This window comes from Rhizobacter sp. LjRoot28 (genome assembly GCF_964253025.1).
Taxonomy (GTDB): domain Bacteria; phylum Pseudomonadota; class Gammaproteobacteria; order Burkholderiales; family Burkholderiaceae_C; genus Rhizobacter.
The window spans coordinates 17,960-44,490 of record NZ_CAXUQC020000001.1; the positions used below are offsets into that span (position 1 = coordinate 17,960).

28 protein-coding genes and 1 pseudogene are annotated in these 26,531 nt (G+C 70.7%); 22 read left to right on the top strand and 7 right to left on the bottom strand.

Going from position 1 to position 26,531, the window contains the following annotated elements:
- Window positions 1-20: 20 nt before the first annotated feature.
- Genes ACSQ2F_RS00090 through ACSQ2F_RS00130 form a run of 9 tightly spaced genes read left to right on the top strand, consistent with a single transcriptional unit; the run spans window position 21 to window position 9,325 of the window.
- On the top strand, window positions 21-272 hold the full coding sequence (locus ACSQ2F_RS00090) for an acyl carrier protein (protein WP_436018523.1): 252 nt from the start codon (window positions 21-23) through the stop codon (window positions 270-272).
- Complete coding sequence (locus tag ACSQ2F_RS00095; protein ID WP_436018525.1) at window positions 259-861, top strand: hypothetical protein; 603 nt, start codon at window positions 259-261, stop codon at window positions 859-861. Before ACSQ2F_RS00090 ends, ACSQ2F_RS00095 begins: the two co-directional genes overlap by 14 nt.
- Window positions 854-2,581 carry an ApeI family dehydratase gene (locus ACSQ2F_RS00100; RefSeq protein ID WP_436018527.1) on the top strand — a complete coding sequence of 576 codons (1,728 nt, stop codon included), beginning with the start codon at window positions 854-856 and terminating at the stop codon, window positions 2,579-2,581. The genes ACSQ2F_RS00095 and ACSQ2F_RS00100 overlap by 8 nt, the downstream gene beginning before the upstream one ends.
- Complete coding sequence (locus ACSQ2F_RS00105) at window positions 2,574-3,326, top strand: glycosyltransferase family 2 protein (RefSeq protein WP_436018529.1); 753 nt, start codon at window positions 2,574-2,576, stop codon at window positions 3,324-3,326. Before ACSQ2F_RS00100 ends, ACSQ2F_RS00105 begins: the two co-directional genes overlap by 8 nt.
- Window positions 3,323-4,306: an LpxL/LpxP family acyltransferase gene (locus ACSQ2F_RS00110; RefSeq protein ID WP_436018531.1), complete on the top strand. Its 984-nt coding sequence runs from the start codon at window positions 3,323-3,325 to the stop codon at window positions 4,304-4,306. The genes ACSQ2F_RS00105 and ACSQ2F_RS00110 overlap by 4 nt, the downstream gene beginning before the upstream one ends.
- Window positions 4,303-5,871 (top strand): HAL/PAL/TAL family ammonia-lyase, encoded by a 1,569-nt coding sequence (locus ACSQ2F_RS00115; RefSeq protein ID WP_436018533.1) that lies wholly within the window; start codon window positions 4,303-4,305, stop codon window positions 5,869-5,871. Before ACSQ2F_RS00110 ends, ACSQ2F_RS00115 begins: the two co-directional genes overlap by 4 nt.
- Window positions 5,858-6,277 carry an acyl-CoA thioesterase gene (locus ACSQ2F_RS00120; RefSeq protein ID WP_436018535.1) on the top strand — a complete coding sequence of 140 codons (420 nt, stop codon included), beginning with the start codon at window positions 5,858-5,860 and terminating at the stop codon, window positions 6,275-6,277. The genes ACSQ2F_RS00115 and ACSQ2F_RS00120 overlap by 14 nt, the downstream gene beginning before the upstream one ends.
- A complete protein-coding gene (locus ACSQ2F_RS00125; RefSeq protein WP_436018537.1) occupies window positions 6,274-6,948 on the top strand; it encodes an outer membrane lipoprotein carrier protein LolA in 675 nt (224 codons plus the stop codon). Before ACSQ2F_RS00120 ends, ACSQ2F_RS00125 begins: the two co-directional genes overlap by 4 nt.
- A complete protein-coding gene (locus ACSQ2F_RS00130; RefSeq protein WP_436018539.1) occupies window positions 6,941-9,325 on the top strand; it encodes an MMPL family transporter in 2,385 nt (794 codons plus the stop codon). The genes ACSQ2F_RS00125 and ACSQ2F_RS00130 overlap by 8 nt, the downstream gene beginning before the upstream one ends.
- Here ACSQ2F_RS00130 and ACSQ2F_RS00135 read toward each other — a convergent pair.
- Both ACSQ2F_RS00135 and ACSQ2F_RS00140 read right to left on the bottom strand, forming a co-directional pair.
- Window positions 9,276-9,485 (bottom strand): hypothetical protein, encoded by a 210-nt coding sequence (locus tag ACSQ2F_RS00135; protein ID WP_436018541.1) that lies wholly within the window; start codon window positions 9,483-9,485, stop codon window positions 9,276-9,278. The two genes, ACSQ2F_RS00130 and ACSQ2F_RS00135, sit on opposite strands and share 50 nt — an antisense overlap.
- Window positions 9,486-9,622: 137 nt before the next feature.
- A complete protein-coding gene (locus tag ACSQ2F_RS00140; protein ID WP_436018543.1) occupies window positions 9,623-10,924 on the bottom strand; it encodes an MFS transporter in 1,302 nt (433 codons plus the stop codon).
- Between the two features lie 92 nt (window positions 10,925-11,016).
- Here ACSQ2F_RS00140 and ACSQ2F_RS00145 point away from each other — a divergent pair, with 92 nt between their 5' ends.
- The 10 genes from ACSQ2F_RS00145 (at window position 11,017) to ACSQ2F_RS00190 (ending at window position 20,222) form a co-directional block, all read left to right on the top strand.
- Window positions 11,017-12,006 (top strand): succinylglutamate desuccinylase, encoded by a 990-nt coding sequence (locus ACSQ2F_RS00145; RefSeq protein ID WP_436018545.1) that lies wholly within the window; start codon window positions 11,017-11,019, stop codon window positions 12,004-12,006.
- A gap of 84 nt (window positions 12,007-12,090) precedes the next feature.
- Complete coding sequence (locus ACSQ2F_RS00150; RefSeq protein WP_436018547.1) at window positions 12,091-12,975, top strand: class I SAM-dependent methyltransferase; 885 nt, start codon at window positions 12,091-12,093, stop codon at window positions 12,973-12,975.
- Window positions 12,976-12,995: 20 nt separating this feature from the next.
- Entirely contained in the window at window positions 12,996-14,231 is a 1,236-nt protein-coding gene (locus tag ACSQ2F_RS00155; protein WP_436018549.1) for an NAD(P)/FAD-dependent oxidoreductase, read from the top strand.
- Between the two features lie 49 nt (window positions 14,232-14,280).
- The gene (locus tag ACSQ2F_RS00160; protein WP_436018551.1) at window positions 14,281-15,357 is read left to right on the top strand and encodes an SAM-dependent methyltransferase; all 1,077 of its coding nucleotides are present in this window, start codon (window positions 14,281-14,283) and stop codon (window positions 15,355-15,357) included.
- 4 nt (window positions 15,358-15,361) lie between these two features.
- The gene (locus ACSQ2F_RS00165; RefSeq protein WP_436018553.1) at window positions 15,362-15,943 is read left to right on the top strand and encodes a DUF3261 domain-containing protein; all 582 of its coding nucleotides are present in this window, start codon (window positions 15,362-15,364) and stop codon (window positions 15,941-15,943) included.
- On the top strand, window positions 15,940-17,124 hold the full coding sequence (locus ACSQ2F_RS00170) for a beta-ketoacyl-ACP synthase (protein WP_436018555.1): 1,185 nt from the start codon (window positions 15,940-15,942) through the stop codon (window positions 17,122-17,124). Before ACSQ2F_RS00165 ends, ACSQ2F_RS00170 begins: the two co-directional genes overlap by 4 nt.
- Window positions 17,121-17,567 carry an ApeP family dehydratase gene (locus ACSQ2F_RS00175; protein ID WP_436018557.1) on the top strand — a complete coding sequence of 149 codons (447 nt, stop codon included), beginning with the start codon at window positions 17,121-17,123 and terminating at the stop codon, window positions 17,565-17,567. The genes ACSQ2F_RS00170 and ACSQ2F_RS00175 overlap by 4 nt, the downstream gene beginning before the upstream one ends.
- Window positions 17,567-18,301 (top strand): 3-ketoacyl-ACP reductase FabG2, encoded by a 735-nt coding sequence (locus ACSQ2F_RS00180; RefSeq protein ID WP_436018559.1) that lies wholly within the window; start codon window positions 17,567-17,569, stop codon window positions 18,299-18,301. Before ACSQ2F_RS00175 ends, ACSQ2F_RS00180 begins: the two co-directional genes overlap by 1 nt.
- A complete protein-coding gene (locus ACSQ2F_RS00185) occupies window positions 18,298-19,536 on the top strand; it encodes a beta-ketoacyl-ACP synthase (RefSeq protein WP_436018561.1) in 1,239 nt (412 codons plus the stop codon). The genes ACSQ2F_RS00180 and ACSQ2F_RS00185 overlap by 4 nt, the downstream gene beginning before the upstream one ends.
- On the top strand, window positions 19,518-20,222 hold the full coding sequence (locus tag ACSQ2F_RS00190) for a 4'-phosphopantetheinyl transferase family protein (RefSeq protein WP_436018563.1): 705 nt from the start codon (window positions 19,518-19,520) through the stop codon (window positions 20,220-20,222). The genes ACSQ2F_RS00185 and ACSQ2F_RS00190 overlap by 19 nt, the downstream gene beginning before the upstream one ends.
- On the opposite strand, the gene ACSQ2F_RS00195 is transcribed toward ACSQ2F_RS00190, so the two are convergent.
- On the bottom strand, window positions 20,216-21,718 hold the full coding sequence (locus ACSQ2F_RS00195; RefSeq protein WP_436018565.1) for an AMP nucleosidase: 1,503 nt from the start codon (window positions 21,716-21,718) through the stop codon (window positions 20,216-20,218). The genes ACSQ2F_RS00190 and ACSQ2F_RS00195 overlap by 7 nt on opposite strands.
- 74 nt (window positions 21,719-21,792) lie before the next feature.
- Between ACSQ2F_RS00195 and ACSQ2F_RS00200 the strand changes: the two are divergent.
- Window positions 21,793-23,613: pseudogene (locus tag ACSQ2F_RS00200) on the top strand (carboxyl transferase domain-containing protein); the annotation flags it as partial.
- Here ACSQ2F_RS00200 and ACSQ2F_RS00205 read toward each other — a convergent pair.
- Together ACSQ2F_RS00205 and ACSQ2F_RS00210 are read right to left on the bottom strand one after the other, a co-directional pair.
- Window positions 23,566-23,823, bottom strand: a complete 258-nt coding sequence (locus tag ACSQ2F_RS00205; protein WP_436018567.1) for a hypothetical protein — start codon at window positions 23,821-23,823, stop codon at window positions 23,566-23,568. The pseudogene ACSQ2F_RS00200 and the gene ACSQ2F_RS00205 overlap by 48 nt on opposite strands.
- A complete protein-coding gene (locus tag ACSQ2F_RS00210; protein ID WP_436018569.1) occupies window positions 23,820-24,008 on the bottom strand; it encodes a hypothetical protein in 189 nt (62 codons plus the stop codon). Before ACSQ2F_RS00210 ends, ACSQ2F_RS00205 begins: the two co-directional genes overlap by 4 nt.
- Before the next feature lie 182 nt (window positions 24,009-24,190).
- Between ACSQ2F_RS00210 and ACSQ2F_RS00215 the strand changes: the two genes are divergently transcribed.
- Window positions 24,191-24,562: a hypothetical protein gene (locus ACSQ2F_RS00215; RefSeq protein ID WP_436018571.1), complete on the top strand. Its 372-nt coding sequence runs from the start codon at window positions 24,191-24,193 to the stop codon at window positions 24,560-24,562.
- A 24-nt stretch (window positions 24,563-24,586) separates the two neighbouring features.
- Here the strand turns inward: ACSQ2F_RS00215 and sugE are convergent, their stop codons facing one another.
- Window positions 24,587-24,901, bottom strand: coding sequence for a quaternary ammonium compound efflux SMR transporter SugE (sugE, locus tag ACSQ2F_RS00220; protein ID WP_436018573.1), 315 nt, complete (start codon window positions 24,899-24,901; stop codon window positions 24,587-24,589).
- Between the two features lie 193 nt (window positions 24,902-25,094).
- Here sugE and ACSQ2F_RS00225 point away from each other — a divergent pair, with 193 nt between their 5' ends.
- Window positions 25,095-25,886, top strand: a complete 792-nt coding sequence (locus ACSQ2F_RS00225) for a DUF72 domain-containing protein (protein WP_436026683.1) — start codon at window positions 25,095-25,097, stop codon at window positions 25,884-25,886.
- A gap of 4 nt (window positions 25,887-25,890) precedes the next feature.
- On the opposite strand, the gene ACSQ2F_RS00230 is transcribed toward ACSQ2F_RS00225, so the two are convergent.
- Window positions 25,891-26,508, bottom strand: a complete 618-nt coding sequence (locus ACSQ2F_RS00230) for a histidine phosphatase family protein (RefSeq protein ID WP_436018575.1) — start codon at window positions 26,506-26,508, stop codon at window positions 25,891-25,893.
- Between the last annotated feature and the right edge of the window lie 23 nt (window positions 26,509-26,531).

Here is a 26,531-nt window from a genome sequence, read left to right on the forward strand (position 1 = left end):
CTGACCGTGGGCCGACCATCATGACCAAAGACGACATCTTCAACCGGATCGTCTCCATCCTCCACGAGACCTTCGACATCGCGCCGGAGCGCATCTCGCTCTCGTCCTCGCTGAACGCCGACCTGGACATCGACAGCATCGATGCCGTCGACCTGATCGTGCAGCTCAAGCCGCTGGTGGGCAAGCGCCTGCAGCCCGAGGCGTTCAAGTCGGTTCGCACCGTGCAGGACGTCGTCGATTCGCTGCACCGAATGGTGCATGACCCCGCCTGATGCCCTTCGGCCGGGCGTGAACCGGTCCGTCAAACCGATGGCGGTGCTGCTCGGCGCCGTCACGGTCGCGTACCCGTTCCTGGTCTACGCGGGCATCACGCGGCTGCAGCCGCAGTGGCTGGCGCTGCTGCTCGGGTCGCTCGCCCTGGTGCGCGCGCTGGTCGCGCGCACCGTCTTCTGGTCGGCGGCCGCAGCCGGGGCCGTGCTGTTGGCGGCGCTGAGTGCCGTGGGCAACGCATTGCTGCCGCTCAAGCTCTACCCGGTGCTGGTCAATGCCGTCTTTCTCATCGTGTTTGCCGTGAGCCTCTCGCACCCTCCCAGCGCCATCGAGCGCCTCGCCCGACTCGCCGAACCCGACTTGCCGGCCTCCGGCGTCGCCTACACCCGCCGCGTCACGCAGGTGTGGTGCGGCTTCTTCGTGTTCAACGGGGCCGTGGCGCTCTGGTCGGCGCTGTGGGCGTCGAACGAAGTCTGGGCGCTCTACAACGGGCTCGTGAGCTACCTGCTGATGGGCCTGCTGTTCGCGGGCGAATGGCTGGTGCGCCGCCGGGTTCGCGCCCGTGCCGAAGCGGGAGTGACCCATGGGTGAGTGGCTGTCGCTTGCCGATGTGGTGTCGGCCACGGGCATGGCGGGCCTGTCGCAGCGCCCCGTGGCCCGTGTCGGCGACGTGATCCGCACCCGCGAACAGTTCATCGAGGAGGTCCTCGGCTGGCGCGCCGCCTTCGCTCGCGTCGAGGGTCCCCGCGTCGCCCTCCATTTCGAGGACACCTACGCCTTCGTCGGCGCACTGTACGGCGCCTGGCATGCCGGCAAGTCGGTGGCCCTCCCGGGCGACACCCAGGCCGACACCCTGGCCCGCCTGCTGCCTGACGTGGCGGCCTGCGCAGGCGACCTGCCCGGGGCCGTGCGGCCGATCGCGATCGACGTTGCCCGTCCGTCGGCTCTCGCGCCCCTGGACCTGCAGGGCACCCGCGTGGTGGTGCACACCTCCGGTTCGAGCGGCGAGCCGCTGGCCATCGACAAATCCCTGGCCCAGCTCGATGCCGAGGTCCGCACGCTGGAGCAGGCTTTCGGTCCGCTGCTGTCCTCGCGCGGATCCACACAGGGGCCGGTCCAGGTGCATGCCACCGTGTCGCACCAGCACATCTACGGCCTGCTGTTCCATGCGTTGTGGCCGCTGGCCGCCGGTCGCCCCCTGGTCGCCGAGCGCCTGCGCTACCCGGAAGACATTGCCGCGCGCCTGGCCGACGCTCCCGGTGTCCTGGTCACGAGTCCGGCCCATCTCAAGCGCCTGCCCCAATCCTTGCCATGGCAAGCCGCTCGCGACCGACTGGTGGCGGTGTTCTCGTCAGGGGGGCCGCTTCCACCCGAGGCCAGCGAGGCCGCGCAGACCCTGCTCGGCCAGTCGCCGATCGAGGTGTTCGGCAGCTCCGAGACCGGCGGCATCGCCTGGCGGCAGCGTGCCCTGCACGCGGACCACTGGACGGCCCTGCCCGGCGTGCGCTGGGAGGTCGACTCCGATGGCCTGCTGGCCGTGCAATCCCCCCACTTGCCCGACGACGGCTGGTACGTGACGGCCGACCGGGCCGAAGCCGATGCCGACGGTGGGTTCCTGCTGCGCGGCCGTGCCGACCGCATCGTCAAGATCGAGGAAAAGCGCGTGTCCCTCAACGCCATGGAGCAAGCCCTGCTGTCCAGCGGCCTGCTGGTCGAGGCGCGGGTGGTGGAACTGCCCGATGCGTCGTCCTCCCGCTTGGGGGTGGTCGGCGTGCCGAACGACGCCGGCCGCGCGGTGCTGTCTGAGGGCAAGCGCGCCCTGAACGACCGCCTGCGTGCGGTGTTGCTGCAGAGTGTGGAGCGCGTCGCCTTGCCGCGCCGGTTCCGCTTTGTCGACCGGTTGCCGGCGAACGCGCAGGGCAAGACGCCGCTGGCCGCCTTGCAGGCGCTGTTCCGCCCGCTGCGACCCGAGGCGCAGTGGGTGTCGCGCGATGCGGAGCGCGCCGTGGCCCGTCTCGACGTGGCGGCCGACCTGCTGGTCTTCGACGGCCACTTTCCCGGCACGCCCGTGCTGCCCGGCGTGGCGCAGGTCGACTGGGCGGTTCGCTATGCCGCCGAGTGCTTCTCCTTGCCGGACCGCATGTTGCGGCTCGATGCGCTCAAGTTCCAGCGACCGGTGCGCCCGGGTACCTCACTGGAACTGAGCCTGCACTGGCGCGCGGCCGACCGCGTGCTGGGGTTCGTCTACACATCGGACGCCGGCACGCATGCTGGCGGGTCGGTGGTGTTCCGTCCGGATGGCCATGACTGACGCTTCCTCCTTCCGCGCGACGGCGGTGATTCCCGTCTACAACCACCCGGCCACCATCGGCGCCATGGTGGCCGCCGTGCGCGCCCACGGCCTGCCGTGCGTGCTGGTCGACGACGGCAGCGAGCCGCACTGCGCGGCCGTGCTGGACCGTCTGGCTGCGGAAGTCGAAGGCGTCACGCTGGTGCGCCTGCCGCTCAATCAAGGCAAGGGCGGCGCCATGATGGCCGGCCTGCGCGAGGCCTTGCGCCTCGGCTACAGCCACGCCTTGCAGATCGACGCCGACGGCCAGCATGCCGCGGGCGACATCCCTCGCTTCCTCGACCTTGCCCGTGCCCACCCCGCCGACGTGATCTGCGGCACGCCGGTGTACGACCGTTCCGTGCCGAAGGGGCGTCTCTATGGCCGTTACCTCACGCACGTGTGGGTGTGGATCAATACCCTCTCGCTGGACATCGTCGACTCGATGTGCGGCTTCCGGGTCTACCCGCTGCGGGCGGCGGTCGCCGTCTTCGACAGCGCCCGGCTCGGCCGCCGCATGGACTTCGACTCCGAAGTGCTCGTCCGGCTCCACTGGCGCGGCGTGCGCATGGTCAACGTGCCCACCGCCGTCACCTACCCGCAGGACGGCATCTCCCACTTTCGCGGCCTGCAGGACAACGTCCTGATCTCGCGCATGCACGCCCGGCTCTTTGCCGGCATGCTGCTGCGCCTGCCCCTGCTGCTGTGGCGCAAGGTGCGCACGTGAGGCCGCAGGAACGCACGGACACGCCCGCGGCCGAGCCCGCCGTGGCGGCCGCGCCGAACGGCGCATCGCCGCACTGGGCGGACATCGGCGAGAGCACCTTCGTGTTCGGCATGCGCCTGCTCATGGCCGTGCACCGGCTTCTCGGGCGGGTGCCCTTCCTGATCGTGCTGTACCCGGTCGTGACGTACTACTGGCTGCGTCGTGGCTTGGCGCGGCGCGCCTCCATGGATTACCTGCAGCGCATGCAGGCAGCGCACGGCGCGCTGGGCGGCCCGCCCGGATGGCGTCATGGGCTTCGGCATTTCCTGTCCTTCGCCGACACCCTGCTCGACAAGACGCTGGCCATGAGCGGCCGCTACCGCTTCGAGCGCCTGCGCTTCGAAGGCGCCGAGGCGGTGCTCGACATGATCGCGCGCGGGCAGGGCGGCGTGTTCGTCACCGCCCACATGGGTTGCCTCGAGATGTGCCAGGCCGCCGCCACCCACACCCGCCGCCTTCGCCTCAACGTGCTGGTTCACACGGCCCATGCGGAGCAGTTCAACCGAGTGCTCGGGCGCCTCGATCCGGCTGGTGCCGTGCGCCTGATCCAGGTCACCGACATCACGCCGGCCACGGCCGTGCTGCTGGGCGAACGGGTGGCGGCCGGCGAGTTCGTCGCCATCGCCGGAGACCGAGTGCCCGTCGGTGGTGGCCGCACGGTGACGGCGCCCTTCCTGGGGCAGGATGCCCGCTGGCCGGTCGGCCCCTACGTGCTGGCCGCGCTGCTCAAGTGCCCGCTCTACCTGATGGCCTGCCTGCGCGAAGGCGACGGCCACACCGTCCGGTTCGAACCGCTCGCCGAACAACTGGCCCTGCCGCGCAAGGTGCGCGACGAGGTGCTCACTGACTGCGCCAACCGCTACGCCCAGCGCCTTGAAGCCATGCTGGCCAAGGCGCCGTACGAGTGGTTCAACTTCTTTCCCTTCTGGGCCCGACCATGACTGCCTCTCCCTCTGCGCTTCCCTGCGTCCGCTTCGACGGCAGCCGGCTGACGCTGGACGACATCGTCGCCCTGTCGACCCGCAGCGCCCGTGCGGAACTGTCGACAGACCCGGCGTTTCGCGCGCGCATCGCCCGCGGCGCCGACTTCCTCGATCGCCTGCTGCGCGAGGACGGCGTCATCTATGGCGTCACGACGGGCTATGGCGATTCGTGCACGGTGACCATTCCGCCGGCCCTGGTGGCCGAGCTGCCCCATCACCTGTACACCTACCACGGCTGCGGGGCGGGCCGATTCCTCACGCCCGAGGAAACGCGGGCCGTGCTGGCCGTGCGGCTGGCGTCGCTCGCCCAGGGCATGTCCGGCGTCAGCGTGGCGCTGCTGCAGCAGCTCGAGTGCCTGCTGGTGAACGACGTGCTGCCGCTCATCCCCGCCGAAGGTTCGGTGGGCGCCAGCGGCGACCTGACGCCGCTGTCCTATGTGGCCGCCGTGCTCTGCGGCGAACGCGAGGTGCTGCATGCGGGCCGCCGGCGGCCCGCCGCCGAGGCGCTGGCCGAGCTGGGCGTGCAGCCGCTGCGCCTGCGGCCGAAGGAGGGCCTGGCCATCATGAATGGCACGGCCGTCATGACGGCGCTCGCCTGCCTCGCGTTCCAGCGGGCTGAACAGGTGAGCCGTCTCGCCACGCGGCTGACGGCCTGCAACGTCGTGGCCAGCAGCGGCAATGCCCACCATTTCGACGAAACGCTGTTCAGCGTCAAGCCACACGCCGGCCAGCAGCGGGTCGCGGCCCGCCTGCGCGCCGATCTCGACACGGGGCACGCCGCGCGTGCCAGCCGCAACGACCAGCGCCTGCAGGATCGCTACTCGCTGCGCTGCGCGCCCCACGTCATCGGCGTGCTCGAGGACGCGCTGCCCTTCTTCCGCACGCTGGTCGACAACGAGCTCAACAGCGCGAACGACAACCCGATCATCGACGCCGAGGGCGAGCGCGTGCTGCACGGCGGCCATTTCTACGGCGGCCACATCGCCTTCGCGATGGACGGGCTCAAGACCGCCGTGGCCAACGTGGCGGACCTGCTCGATCGCCAGATGGCGCTGCTCGTCGACACCCGCTTCAACCATGGCCTGCCGTCCAACCTGTCGGGCGCGACCGGCCCGCGCGCGGCGATCAACCATGGCCTCAAGGCGCTGCAGATCAGTGTGTCCGCATGGACGGCCGAGGCCCTCAAGCAGGCGATGCCCGCCTCCGTGTTCTCGCGCTCGACGGAGTGCCACAACCAGGACAAGGTCAGCATGGGCACCATTGCCGCCCGCGATTGCCTGCGCGTGCTCGAGCTCACCGAGCAGGTCGTGGCAGCCATGCTCATCACCGCACGCCAGGGCCTGGCCCTGCGCCGTCGGCTTGAACCGACGCTCGTGCTCTCCGCGCCCCTGGCGGCCTTCGAGTCCGAACTCACCGACCTGATCGCCTTCGTCGCCGAAGACCGGGCGCTCGACACCGACCTGCAGGCGCTGCTGACGCGCCAGCGGGGCGGCCACTGGAAGTCCCTGCATGAGCACGCCTGACCTCACCCATGCGCACGTGGTGCGCCCGGAGTTCTACGACGTCGACCCGATGGGCATCGTCTGGCACGGCAACTACGTCAAGTTCTTCGAGGCAGCCCGCGCCGCGCTCTTCGAGAAATTCAACTACGGCTACCGGCAGATGGGCGAGTCGGGCTATGCCTGGCCCATCGTGGACATCCGGCTGAAGTACGTGGCGTCCGCGACGTACGGCGAGCCCGTCGTCGTGCACTGCAAGGTCGTCGAGTGGGAAAACCGGGTGCGCGTCGAGTACGTCATTCGCGAGCAGTCCACCGGCCGCAAGCTCACCACCGGCTACACCATCCAGGTGGCGATCGACGTGGCCACCCGCGAGATGTGCTATGTCTGCCCGCAGGTGCTGTGGGACCGCCTGGGGGTGTCGGCATGAAGCGCCGCACCCTGCTGAGGGGCTCGATGCTCGGCCTCGGCCTCGGCCTCGGCCTGGCGGGACTCGGCGGCATGGCCCTTGGTGCCGCGCCGGCCGCCAAAGCCCCGGCGGGCGCTGCACCCTCGCTGCTGGAGCAGGTGCGTCGCCGTCTCGCCGACGCACCGGTGCTCAAGGGCTGCTTCGAGCAGCGCAAGACGGTCAAGGGATTCCGCCAACCGCTGGTGTCGCGAGGCGATTTCATCGTTGCGCGCGACCGCGGCGTGCTGTGGCACACCCGGGAGCCCTTCGCCTCCGAACTCGTCATCACGCGTGACCGGCTGTTGTCCCGACAGGCCGGTGGCGCCGTCGACACGCAGGTCGATGCGGCGCGCGAGCCCGGCATCCGCGCCGTCAACGAGATGCTGTTCGCCCTGATGGCCGCGGACTTCGATGTGCTGGCCCAGCGCTTCCAGATCGAGGGTGCCTTGCAAGGGGCAGCCGCCTGGCGCCTGGTGCTGACCCCGAAGGATGCCGCCCTCGCCCAGTGGGTGGCCCGCATTGAGCTCGAGGGTGACCGCTTCGTGCGCCAGGTGCGACTGGCCGAGGCCGGTGGTGACAGCAGCGCCATCGCGCTGTCCGGCCAGGCGACGGCCACCTCGCTCAGCCGCGAAGACGGCGCCCGCTTTGACTGATCGGGTTCCCATGGCGGCACCGGCCTGGCGCGCACGCGCCTGGCCCTTCGCGGCCCTGGCGTGGCTGGTGTTCGTGGCCGTGGTGGTCGTGCACCAGGTGCAGTTCTGGCGCGCCCCTGCGATCGACACCGATGTGCTGGCGCTGCTGCCCGAGGACGAGCATGCACCCGAGGTGAGCGAGGCCACCCGCCGGCTCGCCGACAGCGCGTCGCGCCAGGTGATCGTGCTTTTGGGAGCGCCCGACTGGGCGGCAGCCCGTGCAGCGGCCACGGCATGGCGCGCCGCCATGGCGCGCGACCCCGGGGCAGCGGCCCTGGTCCCGTCGGCCGGCATGGATGCACAGGCGCTCGGCCGCAGCATCGAGTTCTACCGTCCCTGGCGTGACCGCCTTCTCACGCCCGAGCAGCGCACCCGCCTGAGCACCGAGCCGGCCGATCGCTGGGTCCAGGGGGCGCTGGCCGCGCTGTACCAACCGGCGGCCGGAGGCCGCCTGTCCGACTGGACGGCCGACCCGCTGTCCCTCTGGGCGCCCTGGTGGAGCGAGCGCGCGGCGGACACGCGATTGCGTCCGCGCGACGGTGAACTTGCCCTGAGCGCCGAAGGGCGCGAATGGATCGCGCTCCCGTACGAGGTCAAGGGCTCCGCCTTCGCGCTCGACGGGGAGCCGGTGCTGGGTGGCCTGCTGGGCGCTGGCGAACGAGCGGCCCGTGAGAAGACCCCCGACCTGCTCGTGCTGCAGGCAGGCGTTCCGCTTCATGCCGAGGCGGCCGCCGTCCAGGCCAGCCGCGAGATCAACACCATCGGCTGGGGGTCGCTCGCCGCGGTGCTGCTGCTCGTGTGGCTCGCCTTCCGGTCCTTGCGCCCGATCACGCTGGTGGCGTTGTCCTTGGTGGTGGGGGTGGCGTCGGCCCTCTCGGTGACGGCCTGGCTCTTCGGCGAGGTGCACCTCATCACCCTTGTCTTTGGCGCGAGCCTGGTGGGTGTGGCGGAGGACTACGGCATCCACTATTTCGCCAGTCGCCAGGGGCATCCCGAGGTGGCGCCGCGCACCATGATGCGCCAGCTGCTGCCCGGCTTGCTGCTGGCATTGGCGACCAGCGTGGTCGCCTACCTGACGCTCGGGCTCGCCCCGTTCCCCGGCCTGCGACAGATGGCCGTGTTCTCGGCCATCGGCTTGGCCGCGGCCTTCCTGACGGCGGTGTGCTGGTTCCCGCTGCTCGACCGCGGCCGAGTGCGCCCCACGCGATTCGGTGCGGCGGTTGCCGCCAGCCTGTCCCGCTGGCCCCGTTTCAGCCGCTCGCCGTCGCTGATGGCGCTCCACGTCGTCGTCGCGGCCGTGTGCGCTGCCGGCTGGTGGCAGCTGCAGACACGCGACGACATCCGCCAGCTCCAGGGCTCGCCCGCGGCGCTGGTGCAATCGCAGCGCGAGACCGGCCGCTTGCTGGGGGTGCCGAGTCCGGCGCAGTTCTACCTCGTGTCGGGTGCCGACGCCGAGCAGGTGCTGGTCCGCGAGGAGGCCCTGAAGTCGCGACTCGACACGCTGGTGCGCGAAGGTCGCCTCGGGGGCTACCGTGCCGTCTCGGACTGGGTGCCGTCCGCGGCACGGCAGGCCGAGGATGCGCGCCTCACGGCCCGCATCGAGGGCGCTGTCGTCGCGGCGGTCAACGCCTCGCTCGGCGAGACGCTGCAACGCGCCGACTTCGAGCCCGACCCGCTCGACATCGAGCGCTGGCGGGCGCATCCGGTGTCGGCACCCGCGCGTGACCTGTGGCTCGGCCCGGTGCGCGACGGGGTGGCGAGCGTGGTGATGCTGCGCGGTCTGCACGACCCGTCGCTGCTGGGCACGCTCGCCGAGGTGCCCGAGGGGCTCGCTGGCGTCCGCTGGGTCGACAAGACCGCCGAGGTGTCGCGCCTGCTCGGCCGCTACCGGCTTGCGATGACGTGGCTGCTGGTGGCGGCCCACGCCATCGTCTACGGCGTGCTGTGGTGGCGGCTGCGGCGACTGGCCTGGCGCGCCGCATTGCCCACCCTCATCGCGACCGGCCTCACGCTCGGCATCCTGGGGTGGATCGGCCAGCCCTTCCAGCTGTTCAACGTGCTGGCGCTCGTGCTGTTGCTGGGCATCGGCGTCGACTACGGCATCTTCCTCATCGAGCACGATGGAGACGGTTCCGCCTGGCTCGCCGTGGCGCTGGGCGCGGCCAGTACCTGGTTGTCGTTCGGCCTGCTCGGCCTGTCGTCCACGCCGGCGCTGCGCGCCTTCGGGCTGACCCTGTTGTTCGGGATCCTGCTCGTCTGGGCGCTGGCGCCGATGTTCCGCCTGCCTGTCAGTGCCCGCTCTGGCGCACCGCCGGCATCGCCACCTCTCGGCCGATGACGGCCCGCGCGTAGAGGTATTCGCCGCGGTCCCGGTCGCTCAGCCCGTCGAGGTCGACGTGGCCTTCGGCGTCGCAGGGAAAGGCAAAGACTTCCCCTTCCGGCACGAGCGGCTGGAATCGAAGTTCGTAGCGACATGGGTTCATCGTCGACGTCTTCATCTGCTGCTCCTCACAGGGCCGTCCAACCGTGACCCTGGCTGCAGGTTAGGCCTCGTGGTGCCCTGCTGTCATGCATCATCTGGGGGGAGTGTCTCGAAAAAATGACGTTGGTCATGCCACCTTGGCGTGTGGGCGGTTCATGCGGTGGCTGCGGCCTGCTGGCCCCGGGCCATGTCGACGCGTCGCAGGCACAGCAGGCCGCCCACGAAGAACAGTGCGGTCACCCCCATCGCGACGCGGTGGTTGCCTTGCAGCAGCCATGTCATGAGCCCGTAGGTGACCGGCCCCACGATGGTGGCCAGCCGCGTCGCCCAGGTCCACAGGGCATAGAACTCGGCGTGGCGGTCCTGCGGAGTGAAGCGGCTCACCATGGCGCGTCCGGCCGACTGGCTCGACCCCATGCACAGGCCCGCCACGACAGCGGCCGCCCAGAACAGCCCGGGGCCGGTCGAGGCCACGGCAAGCCCGGACATCAGGATCCACCCGAACAGCGTGATGCGCAGTGCGGGCAGGTCGCCGATGCGGTCCTGCCAATACCCGAACCCGAAGGCACCCACGGCCGAGGCGATGTTCACGAGGAAGATGAGCAGCATGGTTTCGGCGTCGCCGAAGCCGATCGCCTCCTTGGCGTAGACGGCCGCCAGCGTGATGACCACGGCGATGCCGGCCTGGTAGCTGGTGCTGCAGGCGAGGAACCAGACGAAGTCCCGGTAACGGCGGGCGTCGCGCCAGGTCGCGGCCAGGCGGCGCCAGGCCGCTGCGAAGCCGGTCCCTTGCGCGGCGTCGTGCCGCGCCGGCGCGGCACGTTCCCGCAGCAGCGCGAAGGTCGCAAGCGCCGCCAGGGCATAGATGCCGGCGGTGATGAAGAGCGTCACCGGCACGTAGTCGGTGGCCGGTTGCTGACGCGATTGCGCCCACAGCACCCAGGCGAGCGACAGTCCGAGCGCAAGCATGCCGCCGAGGTAGCCCAGGCTCCACCCCCAGCCCGACACCCGGCCCATCGACTCGGGACGTGCCAGCTCCGGCAGAAAGGCCGCGATCAGGGACTCGCCGCTCGCGTAGGCCACGTTCGACACCACGACGGCCGCCACCGCCCAGACCAGCATGCCGGGGCCGGCGAAGGCCAGTGCCACGGTGCCCAGCACGCACGCCAGCGTGGCAGCGCCGAGCAGGCGCTTCTTCGCACCGTGCAGGTCGGCCCAGGCGCCCAGCGGGGGCAGGGCGATCATCACGATCAGGCTCGACAGGGCGATGGTCCCGGTCCAGGCGAGCGTCGCCCAGGGCGCCCCGCCGGCCACCACCGCCACGAAGTAGGCGTTGAACACCGCGGTCAACACGACGGTGGTGTAGCCGGAGTTGGCGAAGTCGTACAGGGCCCAGCCGAGCAGTTCACGCCGCCTGACGCCCTCGTTCAGCGCTGCTTGGGGAAAGAGGGGCATGGCAACTCCGCAAGGTGGCGTCGCGGCGCAGTGTACCGAGCGGCCATGACCCTCGTCACCGCGCCCGGCGAGGCCGCGCGTCACAATGCCGCATGGTTTCTCCTCACGTGACGGCCGGCGCGACCGGCACCTTGCGGGCTCACCAGTTCGCCGGCCTGCGCCCGGGCCCGCGCCTCATCATCCTGGGTGGCGTGCACGGCAACGAGGTCTGCGGCACCCTGGCAATCCGCCGCCTGCTGGCCGAGATCGAGCGCGGCGAGCTTGCGATCAGCCGCGGCCTGCTGACCCTCGTCCCGGTGGCGAACCCCTTGGCGCACGCCCGGCGCGAGCGCCAGGGCGAGCGCAACCTCAACCGCCGCCTCCTGCCCACTGACACGCCGCGCGACTACGAGGACCACCTCGCCAACGTGCTGTGCCCCATGCTGTCGGCGCACGAGGTCCTGCTCGACCTGCACTCCTTCCATACCGCGGGCGAACCCTTCGCCATGATCGGCCCGCCCGACAATCCGGGCCCGCTGGAGGCCTTCGGCCATGCCGAGGCCGAGACGCGCCTGGCCGTCCACCTGGGCCCCACCCGATTGGTGGAGGGCTGGCTCGACACCTACGCCCGCGGCGTGGCGCGTCGCTGCGCGCGTCCCGGGCCTGCCGGCCTGGAATGCGACCCGGCCTACGGTGTCGGCACCACCGAGTACATGCGCACCCGAGGGGGCTACGGCATCACGCTCGAGTGCGGCCAGCACGACGACCCGGCCGCGCCCGAGGTGGCCTATCGCGCCATCCGCCAGACGCTGGCGCTGCTCGGCCTCTGCGACGGCCCGCTCGCCCCGCCGGCGGCCGCCTTCCAGCTGCTGACCCTCGTGGACGTGGCCGACCTGGACCACCCGGGCGACCGGCTGGCCCGTGACTGGGCCAGCTTCGACCCGGTGTCCGAAGGCGAGCTCATCGGCACCCGGCACGACGGCACCCCCGTCCGGGCCCCGGCCGATGGCCACGTGGTCTTTCCGAACCCTCGCGCCCAACCGGGCCAGGAATGGTTCTACTTCGCACGGCCCGGCCGCCGTGCACAAATCCCGGGGATGTGAACCCACGCTGTCGATTCCCCTGCATGGGTGAATCGGACGGCCGTTCAATCAGCCAAAATCGCTGGTTTCGACCAAGCGCGAGCCATGACCGAGGGGACATCTGCCGATTCGACGATCGACTGGGCGGCAGTGGAACTGCCTGACGCCTGGCCGGATCGGCTCGACTGGAGCCGCCCGGGCACGCCGTGGCGCCTGGCGCGACATGTGCTGGGCCGCGCTCGCGCGCGCGTCGAGCTGCCGCCGGGCATGCCGGGCACCGAGCGCATCAGTCGCTACGTCCTGCAAGAGTTCCACAACCTGCCCAACGGCAATTACTCCAAGCACATCAGCGCCGGCTATGCCCGCTGGTTCGACCGCGTGATGCTGGGCAGCATGGCCCGGGGCCGTGCCCGCGTGGCCGGGGTGCTGGCCGCCGCGGGCGCGCGCCGGGTCATCGACCTCGGTTGCGGCGCAGGCCACATGGCGGGTGCCTTGAAGGCCGCCGGCATCCCGAACGTGATCGGGCTCGACCCGTCGCCGTACCTGCTGCAGTGTGCGGCCCGCACCTACCCCGGCATCGACTGGCAGCAGGGCATGGCCGAGCACACCGGGCTGGCAGATGCCAGCGTCGACGGAGCTGCCGTGTGCTTCCTGCTGCACGAGGTGCCTCCGCGCTACCTGGTTCAGGTGCTGGCCGAGATGCAGCGCATCGTACGGCCGGGCGGCCGGGTGGTGATGCTGGAACCCTCGCCGGTGCAATGGCAGCAGTCGCCCTGGCAGGTGTGGCGCGCCCACGGCCTGGCCGGGCTGTACTACAAGCTGCTGGCGCTGCGGGTGTTCGAGCCTTTCGCCGACGCCTGGCACCGTCAACCCCTTCCCGCATTGCTGGCCCGGCACGGCTTCCGTGTCGAGCAGGACGAATGCGGCTGCCCCTTCCGTTTCCTGCAGGCCGTCCGCGACGACGCGGCCCTGGCCTGCGCCACCTCTTGACCCCATCTCCGGACGCCGCGATGCCCCAAACAACCGAACAAGCCGACATCCTCATCATCGGCGCCGGGCCTGCCGGCGCCGTGGCCGCCGGCCTGCTGCGCAAGCAGGGGCGCCAGGTGACCGTGATCGAACGCGAGCAGTTCCCGCGCTTCTCGATCGGCGAAAGCCTGCTGCCCCAGAGCATGGAGTACATCGAGGCGGCCGGGATGCTGCGTGACGTGGTGGAAGCCGGCTTCCAGTACAAGAACGGCGCGGCCTTCGCCTGCAACGGCAAGTACACCGAGTTCGACTTCCGCGACAAGTTCTCGCCCGGCTGGGGCAGCACGTACCAGGTCCAGCGTGCGAGCTTCGACAAGGTGCTGGCCGACGCGGCCGCCCGTGCGGGGGCGGACGTGCGCTACCGCCAGGAGGTGGTGGCCGTGGACGTCACGGGCGCACGCCCGCGCGTGTCCGTGAAGGACGCCGAAGGCGCCGTGCGCGAGATCGAGGCGAGCTTTCTGCTTGACGCCAGCGGCTTCGGCCGCATCCTGCCGCGCCTGCTCAAGCTCGAGTCGCCTTCGAACTTCCCGGTGCGCGGCGCCATCTTCACGCACGTCGAGGACCGCATCCCCATGGGAAGCAACTTCGACCGCCAGAAGATCCGCGTCACCGTGCACCCGGAGCACCCGGACGTGTGGTACTGGACCATTCCCTTCTCGAACGGCCGCTGCTCGCTGGGCGTGGTCGCCCACAACGACTTCCTGTCGCGCTGCACCGGCACCGAGACCGAGCGCCTGCGCGCCATCGTCGCCGAGGACCCGGGCCTGTCGACGCTGCTCGCCGGTGCGGTGTGGGACACCCCGGCGCGCCAGATCGTCGGCTACTCGGCCAACGTCAGCTCGCTCTGGGGCAATCGCTTCGCCCTGCTCGGCAATGCCGGCGAGTTCCTCGACCCGGTCTTCTCGAGCGGCGTGACGATTGCCTTCAAGTCGGCGAGCCTTGCCTCGGAGTGCCTCGCCCGCGAGGCCGCCGGCGAAACGGTGGATTGGCAGCGTGACTACGCCGTGCCGCTCAAGGCCGGCGTCGACACCTTCCGTGCCTACGTCGAGGCCTGGTACCAGGGGAGCTTCCAGAAGATCATCTTCCACGAGGGGGGCTCGCCCGAGGTGCACCGCATGATTTCCTCCATCCTCGCCGGCTACGCCTGGGACACGCGCAACCCCTTCGTGGCCGAACCCAAGCGCCGCCTGGCGGTGCTGGCCGAGATCTGCAGCTGACGCCCCGCGCAGCCTGGGATACTTCACTCTGACTTCAAGGCGACTTCCTTTGCTCACCAAACGTTTTTCTCCCGAGGGCCAGTCCGCCTTCGAGGCCCGCTTCGAAGCCCAGAAGATTGCCTTCGGTCCGGTGGTGTTCCAGTGCGTGCGGCACGCCTGGAAGCACGGCATGCTCGATGCGCTGGCCGCCGCCGGCGAGGCCGGCATCGCGGTGGAGCAGCTGGCCGCGACCGGCCGGTGGAGCCCCTACCGCCTGAAGGTGGTGCTCGAGACCTGCCTGTCCGCCGGCGTGGTGCAGCTGGTGGAGGGCCGCTACGTCCTCGACAAGGCCGGCTACTGCGTGCTGAGCGACAGCATCACCCAGGTCAACATCGATTTCGTGAATGACGTCTGCTACGAAGGCCTGTTCCATCTGGACCAGTCCCTCGTCACTGAAACACCGGCCGGCCTGCCGGCCCTCGGCCAGTGGCCGACGCTGTACCAGGGTCTTGCCGAACTGGCCGAGCCCGCGCAGAGCAGCTGGTTCGCCTTCGACCACCTCTACTCCGACACCTCCTTCCCGTCCATCCTCCCGGACGTGTTCGCCACCGCGCCGGCCCGCGTGATGGACATCGGGGCCAACACGGGCAAGTTCAGCATCGCGGCGCTCAACCACCAGCCCACGGTGGCGCTGCACCTGGTCGACCTGCCGCAGCAGCTGGCCGTGGCGCAACGGCGGCTGGAGGAAGAGGGCCTCGCCGAACGGGCGCACTTTCATCCGGTGGACATGCTCAAGCCGGACTCCGCGTTCCCGGGCGGCATGGACCTCATCTGGATGAGCCAGTTCCTCAGCTGCTTCAGCGAGCCGGTGATCGCCTCCATCCTCAAACGCGCCGCCGATGCGCTGGCGCCGCGTGGGCAGGTGCTCATCCTCGACACCCTCTGGGACCGGCAGCGCTACGACATCGCGGCCTATTGCCTGATCAACACCTCGCCGTACTTCACCGCGATGGCGAGCGGCAACAGCAAGGTCTACGAGAGCGCCGACTACCTGCGTCTGGCCAAGGACGCCGGCCTCGAGCTCATCACCTCGCGCGACGGCATCGGCTACTGCCACTCGCTGCTGCGCTTCGGCAAGGCGGCCTGAACTCATGCTTCGCCTGACGCCCCTGATGCCGCTCGTGGTGCTGGCGCTGCTGGCCAGCTGCGCGGCCACCCGGCCCCAGCCGCCTGCGTCGCCCGCGGCGGCCGAGTGCGGCCCGGCGGCAACGGACGACGCCCCGACCCTGCGCCTCTCGCCGGCGTCGCTCGGGCGCAGCCTGGCGGTGCAGCAGCAGCTCGCGGCCACGGTGCAGGGGCGTACCCAGCGCATCGACGTGCTGCTGGAGGCCGATGCACAGGCGGTCCGGCTGGCCCTTGTCAGCATGGGCCAGACCGCGGCGCGGCTCACCTGGGACGGCGTTCGGCTGGACGAGCAACGCGCCTCGTGGCTGCCCGCCGTGGTATCCGGCGAGCGCATCCTGAGCGACCTGCAGCTGGCCATGTGGCCCGAGGACGTGGTGCGCGCGGCGCTGCCGAGCGGCTGGTTCCTGGACACGCCCGCCGGCGGCCGCGTGCTGCGTCAGGCGGCCGCGCCGGTGGTCACCGTCAGCTATCCGTCGGCGCAGCGCATCGAGATCCACCACCTTCGCGACGGCTATCACCTCGTCGTCGACACGAGGGACGGGCCATGAGCGGTTCCGTGTTCCTCAACGCCATGGGCGTGGTGTGCGCCCTTGGCATGGACCAGGCCGCGGTCCGGCGAAGCCTTTTCGCCGAGGCCTGCGGAGGCGTCGTCGAGACCGATCGCTACACGCCGGGCCGGCCGTTGCACCTCGGCCTGCTGCCGGCGGACGTGATGCTGCCGGTGAATGCGCCGCCGCACCAGCGCAGCCGCAACAACGCGGTGCTGGCCGCGGCCCTGGCCGAACCACGCGCAGCGATCGATGCCGCCATTGCGCGCTTCGGGCCCGGCCGCGTGGCCGTGATCCTGGGGGTCAGCACGTCGGGGGTCGAGGAGGGCGAGCGGGCAAGCCGCCTCTGGCAGGCCGAAGGCCGCTGGCCCGACGGCTTCAGCTATGCGCTGCAGGAGATGGGCAACGCCGCACAGTGGCTGGCCGGGGAACTGGGCACCCGTGGTCCGGCCCATGTCATTTCCACCGCCTGTTCCTCGGGTGCCAAGGCCCTGGCCTCCGGCGCCCGCCTGTTGCGCGCGGGACTGGTCGATGCGGTCGTGGCTGGCGGCGTCGACGCCCTGTGCGAGTTCACCATCGCCGGGTTCAGCGCGCTGGAGTCGGTGTCCGCGGCGCGATGCAACCCCATGTCGGTCAATCGCAACGGCATCAACATCGGCGAAGGGGCGGCGCTCTTTCTCATGACGCGCGAGCCGGGTCCCTTGCGCCTGGCCGGCTGGGGCGAAGGATCCGACGCGCACCACATGTCGGCGCCGGACCCCACCGGCCGCGGCGCCGAGGAGGTGATCCGCCAGTCGCTGGCCCGCGCCGGCCTGGCCGCCGCGGCGATCGACTACGTGAACCTGCACGGCACCGCCACGCCGCTGAACGACGCGATGGAAAGCGCCGCGGTGGCACAGGTGCTCGGCCGCGACGTGCCGGTCAGTTCCACCAAGCCGCTCACCGGCCATGCGCTGGCCGCGGCCGGGGCCATCGAGGCGGCGATCGCCTGGCTCACGCTGGTCGACAATCCGCAGGGCCGACTGCCGCCGCACTGGTGGGATGGCGCGCGCGACCCGCAATTGCCGGCCCTGCACCTGGTGGCGCCGGGCCAGCGCCTCGGGCGCTCGCCGCGCCACGTGCTGAGCCAGTCCTTCGCCTTCGGCGGCAGCAATGCCGCTCTGCTGTTCGGTGCCGCATGAACCCGATCGAAGCCTACGTCCCCCACCGCGGCGCCATGCTGCTGATCGACCGGCTCGTCGAGGCCGGCCCCACCGATGCCGTGGCCGAGGTCACCGTGCCGGCCGACGGGCTCTTCGTGCACGAAGGCCGCATGCCGGGCTGGGTGGGTCTCGAATACATGGCCCAGACCATCTCCGCATGGTCGGGCGCACAGCATGCGCTGCAGGGCGGATCGCCCCGCCTCGGCATGCTGCTCGGCACCCGGCGCTACCAGGCCCATGTGCCCGATTTCGCGGCCGGCACCCGGCTGCGCGTCGAGGTGCACCAGGAGTTCGTGGGCGCCAACGGCCTCGGCATGTTCGACTGCCGCATCCTGCGCGAAGGCGAGGAAGTCGCCACCGCCCGTCTGTCCATCTTCGAGCCCGAGGATGGCGAAAGCATTCTGAGAGGCAGTACCCCCTGATGTCCGATCCCACCACCATCCTCGTCACCGGCTCGAGCCGCGGCATCGGCCGCGCCATCGCCCTGCGCCTGGCGCAGGCCGGGCACGACATCGTCGTCCATTGCCGCACGGGGCTCGAGCAGGCTGAAGGCGTGGCTGCCGAGGTCCGCGCGGCCGGCCGCCAGGCGCGTGTGCTGAGCTTCGACGTGGCCGACCGTGCGGCGGCTGCCGCCGCCCTGCAAGCCGATACCGACGCCCACGGCGCCTACTACGGCGTCGTCTGCAATGCCGGCATTGCCCGCGACAACGCCTTTCCGGCCATGTCGGGCGAGGAGTGGGATGCCGTCATCCACACCAACCTCGATGCCTTCTACAACGTGCTCAATCCGGTCGTGATGCCGATGGTTCGCCGCCGCCGTCCCGGGCGCATCGTGACCCTGGCATCGGTCTCCGGCCTCGTGGGCAACCGCGGGCAGACCAACTACAGCGCGGCCAAGGCGGGCATCATCGGTGCGACCAAGGCGCTGGCCATCGAGCTGGCCAAGCGCGACATCACCGTCAATTGCGTGGCCCCCGGCCTGATCGACACCGAGATGGTTCCGCAGGAGGTGCTCGACGAGGCGATGAAGATGATCCCGCTGCGCCGCATGGGCCGCCCCGAAGAGGTGGCCTCGCTGGTGGCCTACCTGATGTCGGCCGATGCCGCCTACATCACGCGGCAGGTGATCTCGGTGAACGGAGGGATGGTCGGATGAGCAAGCGCGTCGTCGTCACGGGCATCGGTGCCCTGAGCCCCCTCGGTCACGATTGGCCCACCGTGCGTGAGCGCCTGCTGGCCAGGCGCAGCAGCATCCAGGTGATGCCCGGCTGGGAGGTCTACGAGGGCCTGAACACGCGGCTCGGCTCGCTCGTGCAGCACTTCGACCTGCCGGAGCACTACAACCGCAAGACCATGCGCAGCATGGGCCGCGTCGCGCTGTTCGGCACGCGCGCCAGCGAGCTCGCGCTCGCCGATGCCGGCCTGCTGGGTGACCCGCTCGTGCAGAGCGGCCGCATGGGCATCTCGTACGGGTCGTCCATCGGCTCGCCGGCCGCCATCGGCGACTTCGGCCGCATGATCGTCGGCACCACGACCGAAGGCATCACCGCCAACACCTACATCAAGTGCATGGCGCACACGGCGGCGGTCAACATCGGCGTGTTCTTCGGCATCACCGGGCGCGTCATCACCTCGTCGAGCGCCTGCACGTCGAGCAGCCAGGGCATCGGCTACGCCTACGAGGCGATCCAGTCCGGCCGCCAGGTCGCGATGATCGCGGGCGGCGCCGAGGAGCTGCACCCGATGGACGCGGCGGTGTTCGACACGCTGTTCGCCACCAGCACCCGCAATGACGAACCGGAGCTCACGCCCCGGCCCTTCGATGCCGAACGAGACGGCCTGGTGCTGGGTGAAGGGGGCTGCAGCTTCATTCTCGAGGAGCTGTCGCACGCCGAGGCGCGCGGCGCGCGCATCATTGCCGAGGTGGTCGGCTACGGCACCAACAGCGACGGCAAGCACGTCACGCACCCGAATGCCGACACCATGGCGATGGCCATGCGCCTCGCCCTCGAGGACGCCGGCGTGGCGGCCGACGACATCGGCTATGTCAACGCGCACGGCACCGCCACGGACCAGGGCGACATCGCCGAATCGGCCGCATCGCATGCCGTCTTCGGCAACCGCGTGCCCATCAGCTCGCTCAAGAGCTACATGGGCCACACGCTCGGGGCCTGCGGTTCGCTCGAGGCCTGGATGACGCTCGAGATGATGCGCGAGGGCTGGTTCGCGCCCACCATCAACCTGACCCGCGTCGACCCGCGCTGCGCGCCCCTCGACTACATCGTGGGCGAAGGTCGCGAGATCCGGACCGATCTGGTGATGAGCAACAACTTCGCCTTCGGCGGCCTCAACACCTCGCTGGTCTTCCGGCGGTGGCCCGAGTCGCGCTGAACGGCGCGGTCCTCTGGCTGGACCGCATCGCCCCCTTGGCGGCGGAGGCCGAAGGCGGGCTCATCGCCTGGCTGAGCGCGCCGGAGCAGGCGCGCTTGGCGCGCCTCACCTCGGCACGGCGACGCGCCTCCTTCCTGGCGGGCCGCGTGCTGCTGCGCCGCCTGCTGGCGACGGTGTGCGGCGGTGACCCAGCCTTCGACTGGCCGCTCGACGCGCCCGAGGACCTGCCGCCTGTCGTTCCCGGCGGCGGTCCGGCGCTGGCGCTCAGCCACAGCGGCGACTGGGTTGCGGCGGCCATTTCGAACACGCCGGCCGGCCTGGACATCGAGGCGGCCGGCCGCCGTCGCGACGTGATGGGCCTGGCCGCAGCTGTCTGCAATGCCGAGGAGCAGCAGCGACTCGCCATGCTCTCCGACACGCCTCAACAGGAGGCCTTCCGCGAACTCTGGACCGTGAAGGAAGCGTGGATCAAGCGGCTCACGGAAGGCGCGAGCCCCGACCGGCTGGCCCGCGTGGCGACCCGGCGAGCGCCCGTCGGGACGCCGGTGGATGCCTGGACCTGGCAATGCGCGGATCTCGCCCTGACATGGGTGCATGTCGACGGCCCACCGCGCTGGCTGCACGGTGAGTCGGTGTTCGCGAGCCAACCGCCGCGCACCTGGCGCGTGGACGACGCGCCTTACTGAAACGCCACTTCGGCGAAGCTGCGCAGCTTGCGGCTGTGCAGTTGGTCGACCCCCTGGTCCCGCAGCAGTTCGACGGCGCGAATGCCGATGCGCAGGTGCTGGTCGACCCGCTCGCGGTAGAAGTGGTTGGCCATGCCGGGCAGCTTGATCTCGCCGTGCAGGGGCTTGTCGCTCACGCACAGCAGGGTGCCGTAGGGCACGCGGAAGCGGAAGCCGTTGGCCGCGATGGTGGCGCTTTCCATGTCGAGCGCGATCGCACGGCTCTGGCTGAAGCGGCGCTCCGGCGCGTTGGCCGAATGGTGCGAGGGCAGCAGCTCCCAGTTGCGGTTGTCGGTGCTCGCGACCGTGCCGGTGCGCATGATGCGCTTGAGCTCGTAGCCCTTGAGCTGGGTGATTTCCTCGACCGCCGATTCGAGCGCCACCTGCACTTCGGCCAGCGGTGGAATGGGCACCCACAGCGGCAGCTCCTCGTCGAGCACGTGATCCTCGCGCACGTAGCCGTGGGCCAGCACGTAGTCGCCCAGCGCCTGCGTGTTGCGCAGGCCCGCGCAGTGGCCCAGCATGATCCAGGCGTGCGGGCGCAGCACCGCGATGTGGTCGGTGATGGTCTTGGCGTTGGCCGGGCCCACGCCGATGTTCACCATGGTGATGCCGGCGCGATCGCCGCGCACCAGGTGGTAGGCCGGCATCTGGGGCAGGCGGGGCGGGGCGATGCCGGTTTCGTCGCCGGATTCGCTCGGCAGGCCGGTGCGCCGCGTCACCACGTTGCCCGGTTCCACGAAGGCGTCGTACTGGCCATCGGGTTTGGCCATCTCCTCATGGCCGAGGCGCACGAACTCGTCGATGTAGAACTGGTAGTTGGTGAAGAGGATGAAGTTCTGGAAATGCTCGGGCGCCGTGGCCGTGTAGTGGCGCAGGCGGTGCAGCGAGTAGTCGACCCGGGGCGCGGTGAAGAGCGCCAGCGGGTGGCGGATGCGGCCGTCCGCCCCGCGCTCCGGCTCGTGCGTGCCGTTGGCAATGCCGTCGTCCATGGCGGCCAGGTCGGGCAGGTCGAAGAGGTCGCGCAGGAGCAGGCGGCGTTCGCGGGTGAGGCTGCCCTCCAGGTGGTCGTTCTCGGCGAGCGAGAAGTGCACCGGAATCGGCTGCGAGCTCATGCCCACTTCGAGCGAGACACCATGGTTGTTCAACAGCAGCGAGAACTGCTCCCGGTAGTAGCGACCGAAGAGGTCCGGCCGGGTGAGGGTGGTCTCGTAGGTGCCGGGCCCGGCGACGAAGCCGTACGCCAGCCGGCTGTCGGCGCGGGCCACCGTGTCGGTGTGCACCCGCAGGTAGGGGTAGCAGGCCCGCACATGCTGCCCGAGCGCCTCGCCAGCCACGAAGCGCTGCAGGCTGTCGCGCAGGTGGGCGATGCCGGCGTTGTAGATGCTGGTGGCATGCGCCAGGGCCGCCTCCGCGTCGGTGAAGAACTGGGCTTTGAGCAGGGTGGGTGTGGCCATGGCCCCATTGTGCGGCGATCGGGTGACAGCGAGCAGTCCCGGGGGCTTGCTAAAGTCAGCGGATGAACGAAACGCTCCGTGCCCCCATGTCCGCGTCCGTCGTCCAGACCTGTGTGGCCGCCGGCGATCCCGTTGTCGCCGGGCAGCTGTTGCTGGTGCTCGAGGCCATGAAGATGGAGCACGAGGTGAGGGCGCCGGCCGACGCGACGGTGGCCACGCTGCTCGTCGGTGCCGGCGACCTGGTGGCCGAGGAAGAGGCCTTGCTGCGCCTCGGGCCGGCCCGACCGGTCGTGCCTGTGGCGGGAGAAGCCGCCACCCATGAACCGACCGCGGGGACGGCGCCTGCCGCGGCGCGGCCTGACCTGCTGGCCCTGGAGCAGCGCCTCGCCTTCACGCTGGACGCCGCGCGTCCCGAGGCCGTCGCCAAGCGCCATGCGCTCGGTTTGCGCACCGCGCGGGAGAACATCGCCGACCTGTGCGACCCGGGCAGCTTCATCGAGTACGGCGCCCTGGCCATCGCGGCACAGACGCGCCGCCGGCCGCTGGACGACCTGATCCGCAACACGCCGGCCGACGGCATTGTGACCGGCCTGGGTAGCGTGAACGGCAGCCTGTTCGGCGCCGAAGCCAGCCGCTGCGCCGTCATGGCGTACGACGCCACGGTGCTGGCCGGCACCCAGGGCATGCGGAACCACCAGAAGACGGACCGGCTCGTCGAGGTGGCCCTGCAGCAGCGCCTGCCGGTGGTGCTGTTCGCGGAAGGGGGTGGCGGTCGTCCGGGCGACACCGATTCCACCGCCATCGCGGGGCTGCACCTCACCAGTTTCGCGAGCTATGCGCGCCTGAGCGGCCAGGTGCCGGTGGTCGGCATCGCGGCCGGCCGCTGCTTCGCCGGCAACGCGGCCCTGCTGGGCTGCAGCGACGTGGTCATTGCCACCCGCGGCAGCAACATCGGCATGGGCGGACCGGCCATGGTGGAGGGCGGCGGCCTGGGCGTCTTCAAGCCGGAGGACATCGGGCCGAGTGAAGTGCAGGCCCGCAACGGCGTCATCGACGTGCTGGTGGAGGACGAAGCCGAGGCCGTGCGTGTGGCACGCCGGTACCTGTCGTACTTCCAGGGCCCCCTGCCCGGCGGCGAAGCGCCGGACCCGCAGCGCCTGCGCGAGGTGTTGCCGGAGAACCGGGTGCGCAGCTACGACATGCGCGAAGTGCTGCGCGGGGTAGTGGACGTGGGGACGCTGCTCGAGTTGCGCGCCGGATTCGGCACCGGCGTGTTCACCGCGCTCGGCCGGATCGAAGGCCGTCCGGTCGGCCTGCTGGCCAGCAATCCTGCCCATCTGGGCGGCGCCATCGACGCCGAGGCGGCCGACAAGGCAGCCCGCTTCCTCCAGTTGTGCAACGGGCACGGCCTGCCGGTCGTCAGCCTGATCGACACGCCCGGGTTCATGGTGGGGCCGGAGGCCGAGGCCCAGGCGCAGGTCCGCCACGTGAGTCGCCTGTTCGTGCGCGCGGCGCACCTGCGGGTGCCGGTGTTCGCCCTGGTCTTGCGCAAGGGCTACGGGCTGGGCGCGATGGCCATGGCGGGCGGCGGCTTCCATGCGCCGGTGTTCACCGCTGCGTGGCCGAGCGGGGAGTTCGGGGGCATGGGCCTGGAAGGCGCGGTGCGGCTCGGCTACCGCAAGGAGCTTGAGTCCGCGGCCGAGGGACCGGAGCGCGAGGCGCTGTATCAGCGGCTGGTGGCCGAGCAGTACGAGCGGGGTCGAGCGGTGCACATGGCGGGCGCGCTCGAGATCGATGCCGTCATCGACCCCGCGGAGACCCGCCGCTGGCTGTCGCTGGGCCTGGCCTCAGCGCGGGTCCATCCGGCTGTCAGCCACCCGATCGATACCTGGTGAGGCGGCGAGGCTGGTGCCGCTGCCGCGCTGCCGCGCCTCGCTTTGCTCCACCTCGCCCCGGACCACGAGGGCCAGCGTGGCCAGCAGCACCAGGGCCAGCACCAGCGACGCCGGCACCAGCACCGAGGGCGAGCGCACCCAGGCGGGCAGCCGCCCGAGCGCTGGCGGCCGGTGCGTTGGCCGAGCGCTCGTGGGCGAGGCGGAGTTCATCGAGCCGCCGGTGCCACGCTGCCCCACGGCGCATCGGGCCAGTGCTGCGCCTGCAGTGCAGGGTGCGCGGCCTCATAGCCGATGGCATCGTCCTGGGGGTAGGGGTCGTCCCGGTAGGCCTCGGGGGCCGTGCCGCCGTAGTACCAGCGGTGCACGTCTTCCAGCCATTGCTCATCGTTGCTCATGCTGCAGCTCCTGCACGACCCCGCGCCGCGCAGGATCATGGGACAGGATGCTGCTGGAGGCGTCCAGGTTCGGCTATCGGGCGATCGACCGACGCTTCGTAGGACGACGACTACGCCGCTCTCGCCGGGCTGGTGCGACACTCGCCCTCATGCATTCCGCTTCTCCCTGAAAGGCTCGTCCCGTGGCAATCGGCAACCTGATCACCGCCCTGAAGGTGGTGCCCTGGGGTGACGTGATCAATGCGGCGCCCTCCATCGTCAAGGGCGCGCGCAAGATGTTCTCGCGCACCGAGGAGGCCGCTCCCGTCACGGCGCCGGTCCCCACCGGCGAGCCTCCGGAGCGGCTGGCGCGGCTCGAGGTCCAGCTGCGCGAGATGGGTGAGCGCGAGCAGGCGTCGGCCAAGCTGATCGAAGCCCTGGCCGAACAGAACGCAGCCATTGTTGCCACCCTCTCCATCCTGCGAGCGCGGGCGCGGTGGCTGGTGGCCATCAACCTGGTGCTGCTGGCGCTGCTCGGCGGCGGCCTGGCCTGGGTCGCCTTGGCCGCCCGCTGAGGTCGCGAGCCTCGCCGGCCGGCCTCAACTGGTGAGCTTCAGCCCGGCGATGCCGGCGACGATGAGCCCCAGGCAGGCCAGGCGCGCGGGGGTGGTGGCGTCGCCCATCAACACGATTCCGAGCACGACCGTGCCGACCGTGCCGATGCCGGTCCAGACGGCGTAGGCCGTGCCCACCGGCAGGTGCTTCATCGCCAGCCCCAGCAGCCCGACGCTCGCCAGCATGGCCGCCACCGTGAGCACCGTGGGCAGTGGCCGGCTGAAGCCTTCGGTGTACTTCAGGCCCACGGCCCAGCCCACCTCGAACAGGCCGGCGATGATGAGCAGGATCCAGGGCATGCGGGTACTCCAATGGCAATGGGCGTAGCGTGAGCGGCGCAGTCTAGCGGCGGGGCAGGGCCTGGCCTCGTCGTGGCGCCGCAACCACCCAAGGCCTCCGGGGGCATCGTGCACAAGCCCATGGCAGCGTGCATGCTGCAGCCCTTCGGGGAAGGAGCAAGACGTGGCAAAAGAGACGACGATCCGGGTGGGCATGGGCGGCTGGAGCTATGAGCCGTGGCGCGAGACGTTCTATCCCGCCGACCTTCCCAACTCACGCGAGCTGTCCTGGGCCAGTCGGCAGGTCTCGATGATCGAGATCAACAGCACCTTCTATGGGTCCCAGAAGCCCGCCACCTTCGCCAAGTGGCGCGACGACACGCCGGACGGTTTCATGTTCTCGGTCAAGGCCTCGCGCTACTGCACCGCGCGCCGGGTGCTGGCCGAGTCCGGCGAGTCGATCGACCGCTTCATTCACAGCGGCATTTCCGAACTGGGGCCCAAGCTCGGCCCGATCGTCTGGCAGTTCGCCGAGACCAAGGCCTTCGACCCGGATGACCTCGCCGCCTTCCTGGCCCTGCTGCCGCCCGAGGTCGACGGGCTGCGGCTTCGCCACGTGCTCGATGTGCGGCACGAGAGCTTCCTCGTGCCGGAGTACCTGGCGCTCGCCCGTCGGCATGGCGTGGCCACGGTGTTCGCCGACTCCGACGAGTACCCCATGCTGGCCGACGTGACCGGGCCCTTCGTGTACGCCCGCCTGATGCGCACGCAGTCGCGCCTGAAGGCGGGCTACGCGCCCAAGGCACTCGATGCCTGGGCCGAGGCGGCGCGCACCTGGCAGGCAGGCGGCGAGCCGGCGGATCTGCCCCGCGTGGCACCCCCGAAGGCCGGGACAAAGGCGCCGCGGGACGTGTTCATGCTCTTCATCGCCGGTGCCAAGGAAAAGGCCCCGGCTGCAGCGCAGGCACTGCTCGCGCGCCTGGGCTGGAAGCCGCCCACCGCCTGAGGCGTCAACCGCCGGACAGGCTGCGGGCGTCTTCGTGCACGCCAGCCGCGCCCAGGTGCCGCGTGCAGTCCAGCAGCTCCACCGCGTAAGGCGCCTGCGGCGAGAACACCGTCATCGAGGTGTTTCCGAAGCGGACGGGCAGCATCTGTTCAGCGGTGAGCCGCAGATGGCGCTGCAGCAGCGCATGGATGACTAGGCCGTGGGTCACGACCACCAGCGGCCCATCGAGCGTTTCGCGCAGCGCGAGCGCTTCGGCAAAGGCCTGGGCCACGCGCAGGTGGAAGGCGCAGGCCGACTCCCCACCGGGCGGGGCTTCTTCCATGCGCAGCGGGTTGAAGCCCAGCGCGTCGTAGGAGCGGCCTCGCAGCTCGCCGTAGTTGCGTTCCTGCAGCAGGGCGCTTTCGACGATGGGGGCCTGGCAGGCCGCCGCGATGGTCTGCGCCGTGGCCAGGGCCCGGGGCAGATCGCTCGTCAGCACCGCGGCTGGTTGCAGGGGTGCCAGCCGGCGGGCGAGCGCCTCGGCCTGCGCCACCCCGTTCGGGCTCAGGGGCGTGTCGGCAGGTTGCAGGGTGCGGGCGACGTTGAGCAGCGTTTCGCCGTGACGGACAAGAATGATCGACATGTCGGAAGGCGGTGAGTCCTGTG

Coding starts and splice junctions, on each gene's coding strand:
- ACSQ2F_RS00090 (WP_436018523.1), top strand. CDS start 21: ATGACCAAAGACGACATCTTCAACCGGATCGTCTCCATCCTCCACGAG.
- ACSQ2F_RS00095 (WP_436018525.1), top strand. CDS start 259: ATGACCCCGCCTGATGCCCTTCGGCCGGGCGTGAACCGGTCCGTCAAA.
- ACSQ2F_RS00100 (WP_436018527.1), top strand. CDS start 854: ATGGGTGAGTGGCTGTCGCTTGCCGATGTGGTGTCGGCCACGGGCATG.
- ACSQ2F_RS00105 (WP_436018529.1), top strand. CDS start 2,574: ATGACTGACGCTTCCTCCTTCCGCGCGACGGCGGTGATTCCCGTCTAC.
- ACSQ2F_RS00115 (WP_436018533.1), top strand. CDS start 4,303: ATGACTGCCTCTCCCTCTGCGCTTCCCTGCGTCCGCTTCGACGGCAGC.
- ACSQ2F_RS00120 (WP_436018535.1), top strand. CDS start 5,858: ATGAGCACGCCTGACCTCACCCATGCGCACGTGGTGCGCCCGGAGTTC.
- ACSQ2F_RS00125 (WP_436018537.1), top strand. CDS start 6,274: ATGAAGCGCCGCACCCTGCTGAGGGGCTCGATGCTCGGCCTCGGCCTC.
- ACSQ2F_RS00135 (WP_436018541.1), bottom strand. CDS start 9,485: ATGAAGACGTCGACGATGAACCCATGTCGCTACGAACTTCGATTCCAG.
- ACSQ2F_RS00140 (WP_436018543.1), bottom strand. CDS start 10,924: ATGCCCCTCTTTCCCCAAGCAGCGCTGAACGAGGGCGTCAGGCGGCGT.
- ACSQ2F_RS00145 (WP_436018545.1), top strand. CDS start 11,017: ATGGTTTCTCCTCACGTGACGGCCGGCGCGACCGGCACCTTGCGGGCT.
- ACSQ2F_RS00150 (WP_436018547.1), top strand. CDS start 12,091: ATGACCGAGGGGACATCTGCCGATTCGACGATCGACTGGGCGGCAGTG.
- ACSQ2F_RS00155 (WP_436018549.1), top strand. CDS start 12,996: ATGCCCCAAACAACCGAACAAGCCGACATCCTCATCATCGGCGCCGGG.
- ACSQ2F_RS00165 (WP_436018553.1), top strand. CDS start 15,362: ATGCTTCGCCTGACGCCCCTGATGCCGCTCGTGGTGCTGGCGCTGCTG.
- ACSQ2F_RS00170 (WP_436018555.1), top strand. CDS start 15,940: ATGAGCGGTTCCGTGTTCCTCAACGCCATGGGCGTGGTGTGCGCCCTT.
- ACSQ2F_RS00175 (WP_436018557.1), top strand. CDS start 17,121: ATGAACCCGATCGAAGCCTACGTCCCCCACCGCGGCGCCATGCTGCTG.
- ACSQ2F_RS00180 (WP_436018559.1), top strand. CDS start 17,567: ATGTCCGATCCCACCACCATCCTCGTCACCGGCTCGAGCCGCGGCATC.
- ACSQ2F_RS00185 (WP_436018561.1), top strand. CDS start 18,298: ATGAGCAAGCGCGTCGTCGTCACGGGCATCGGTGCCCTGAGCCCCCTC.
- ACSQ2F_RS00195 (WP_436018565.1), bottom strand. CDS start 21,718: ATGGCCACACCCACCCTGCTCAAAGCCCAGTTCTTCACCGACGCGGAG.
- ACSQ2F_RS00205 (WP_436018567.1), bottom strand. CDS start 23,823: ATGAACTCCGCCTCGCCCACGAGCGCTCGGCCAACGCACCGGCCGCCA.
- ACSQ2F_RS00210 (WP_436018569.1), bottom strand. CDS start 24,008: ATGAGCAACGATGAGCAATGGCTGGAAGACGTGCACCGCTGGTACTAC.
- sugE (WP_436018573.1), bottom strand. CDS start 24,901: ATGCCCTGGATCCTGCTCATCATCGCCGGCCTGTTCGAGGTGGGCTGG.
- ACSQ2F_RS00225 (WP_436026683.1), top strand. CDS start 25,095: ATGGGCGGCTGGAGCTATGAGCCGTGGCGCGAGACGTTCTATCCCGCC.
- ACSQ2F_RS00230 (WP_436018575.1), bottom strand. CDS start 26,508: ATGTCGATCATTCTTGTCCGTCACGGCGAAACGCTGCTCAACGTCGCC.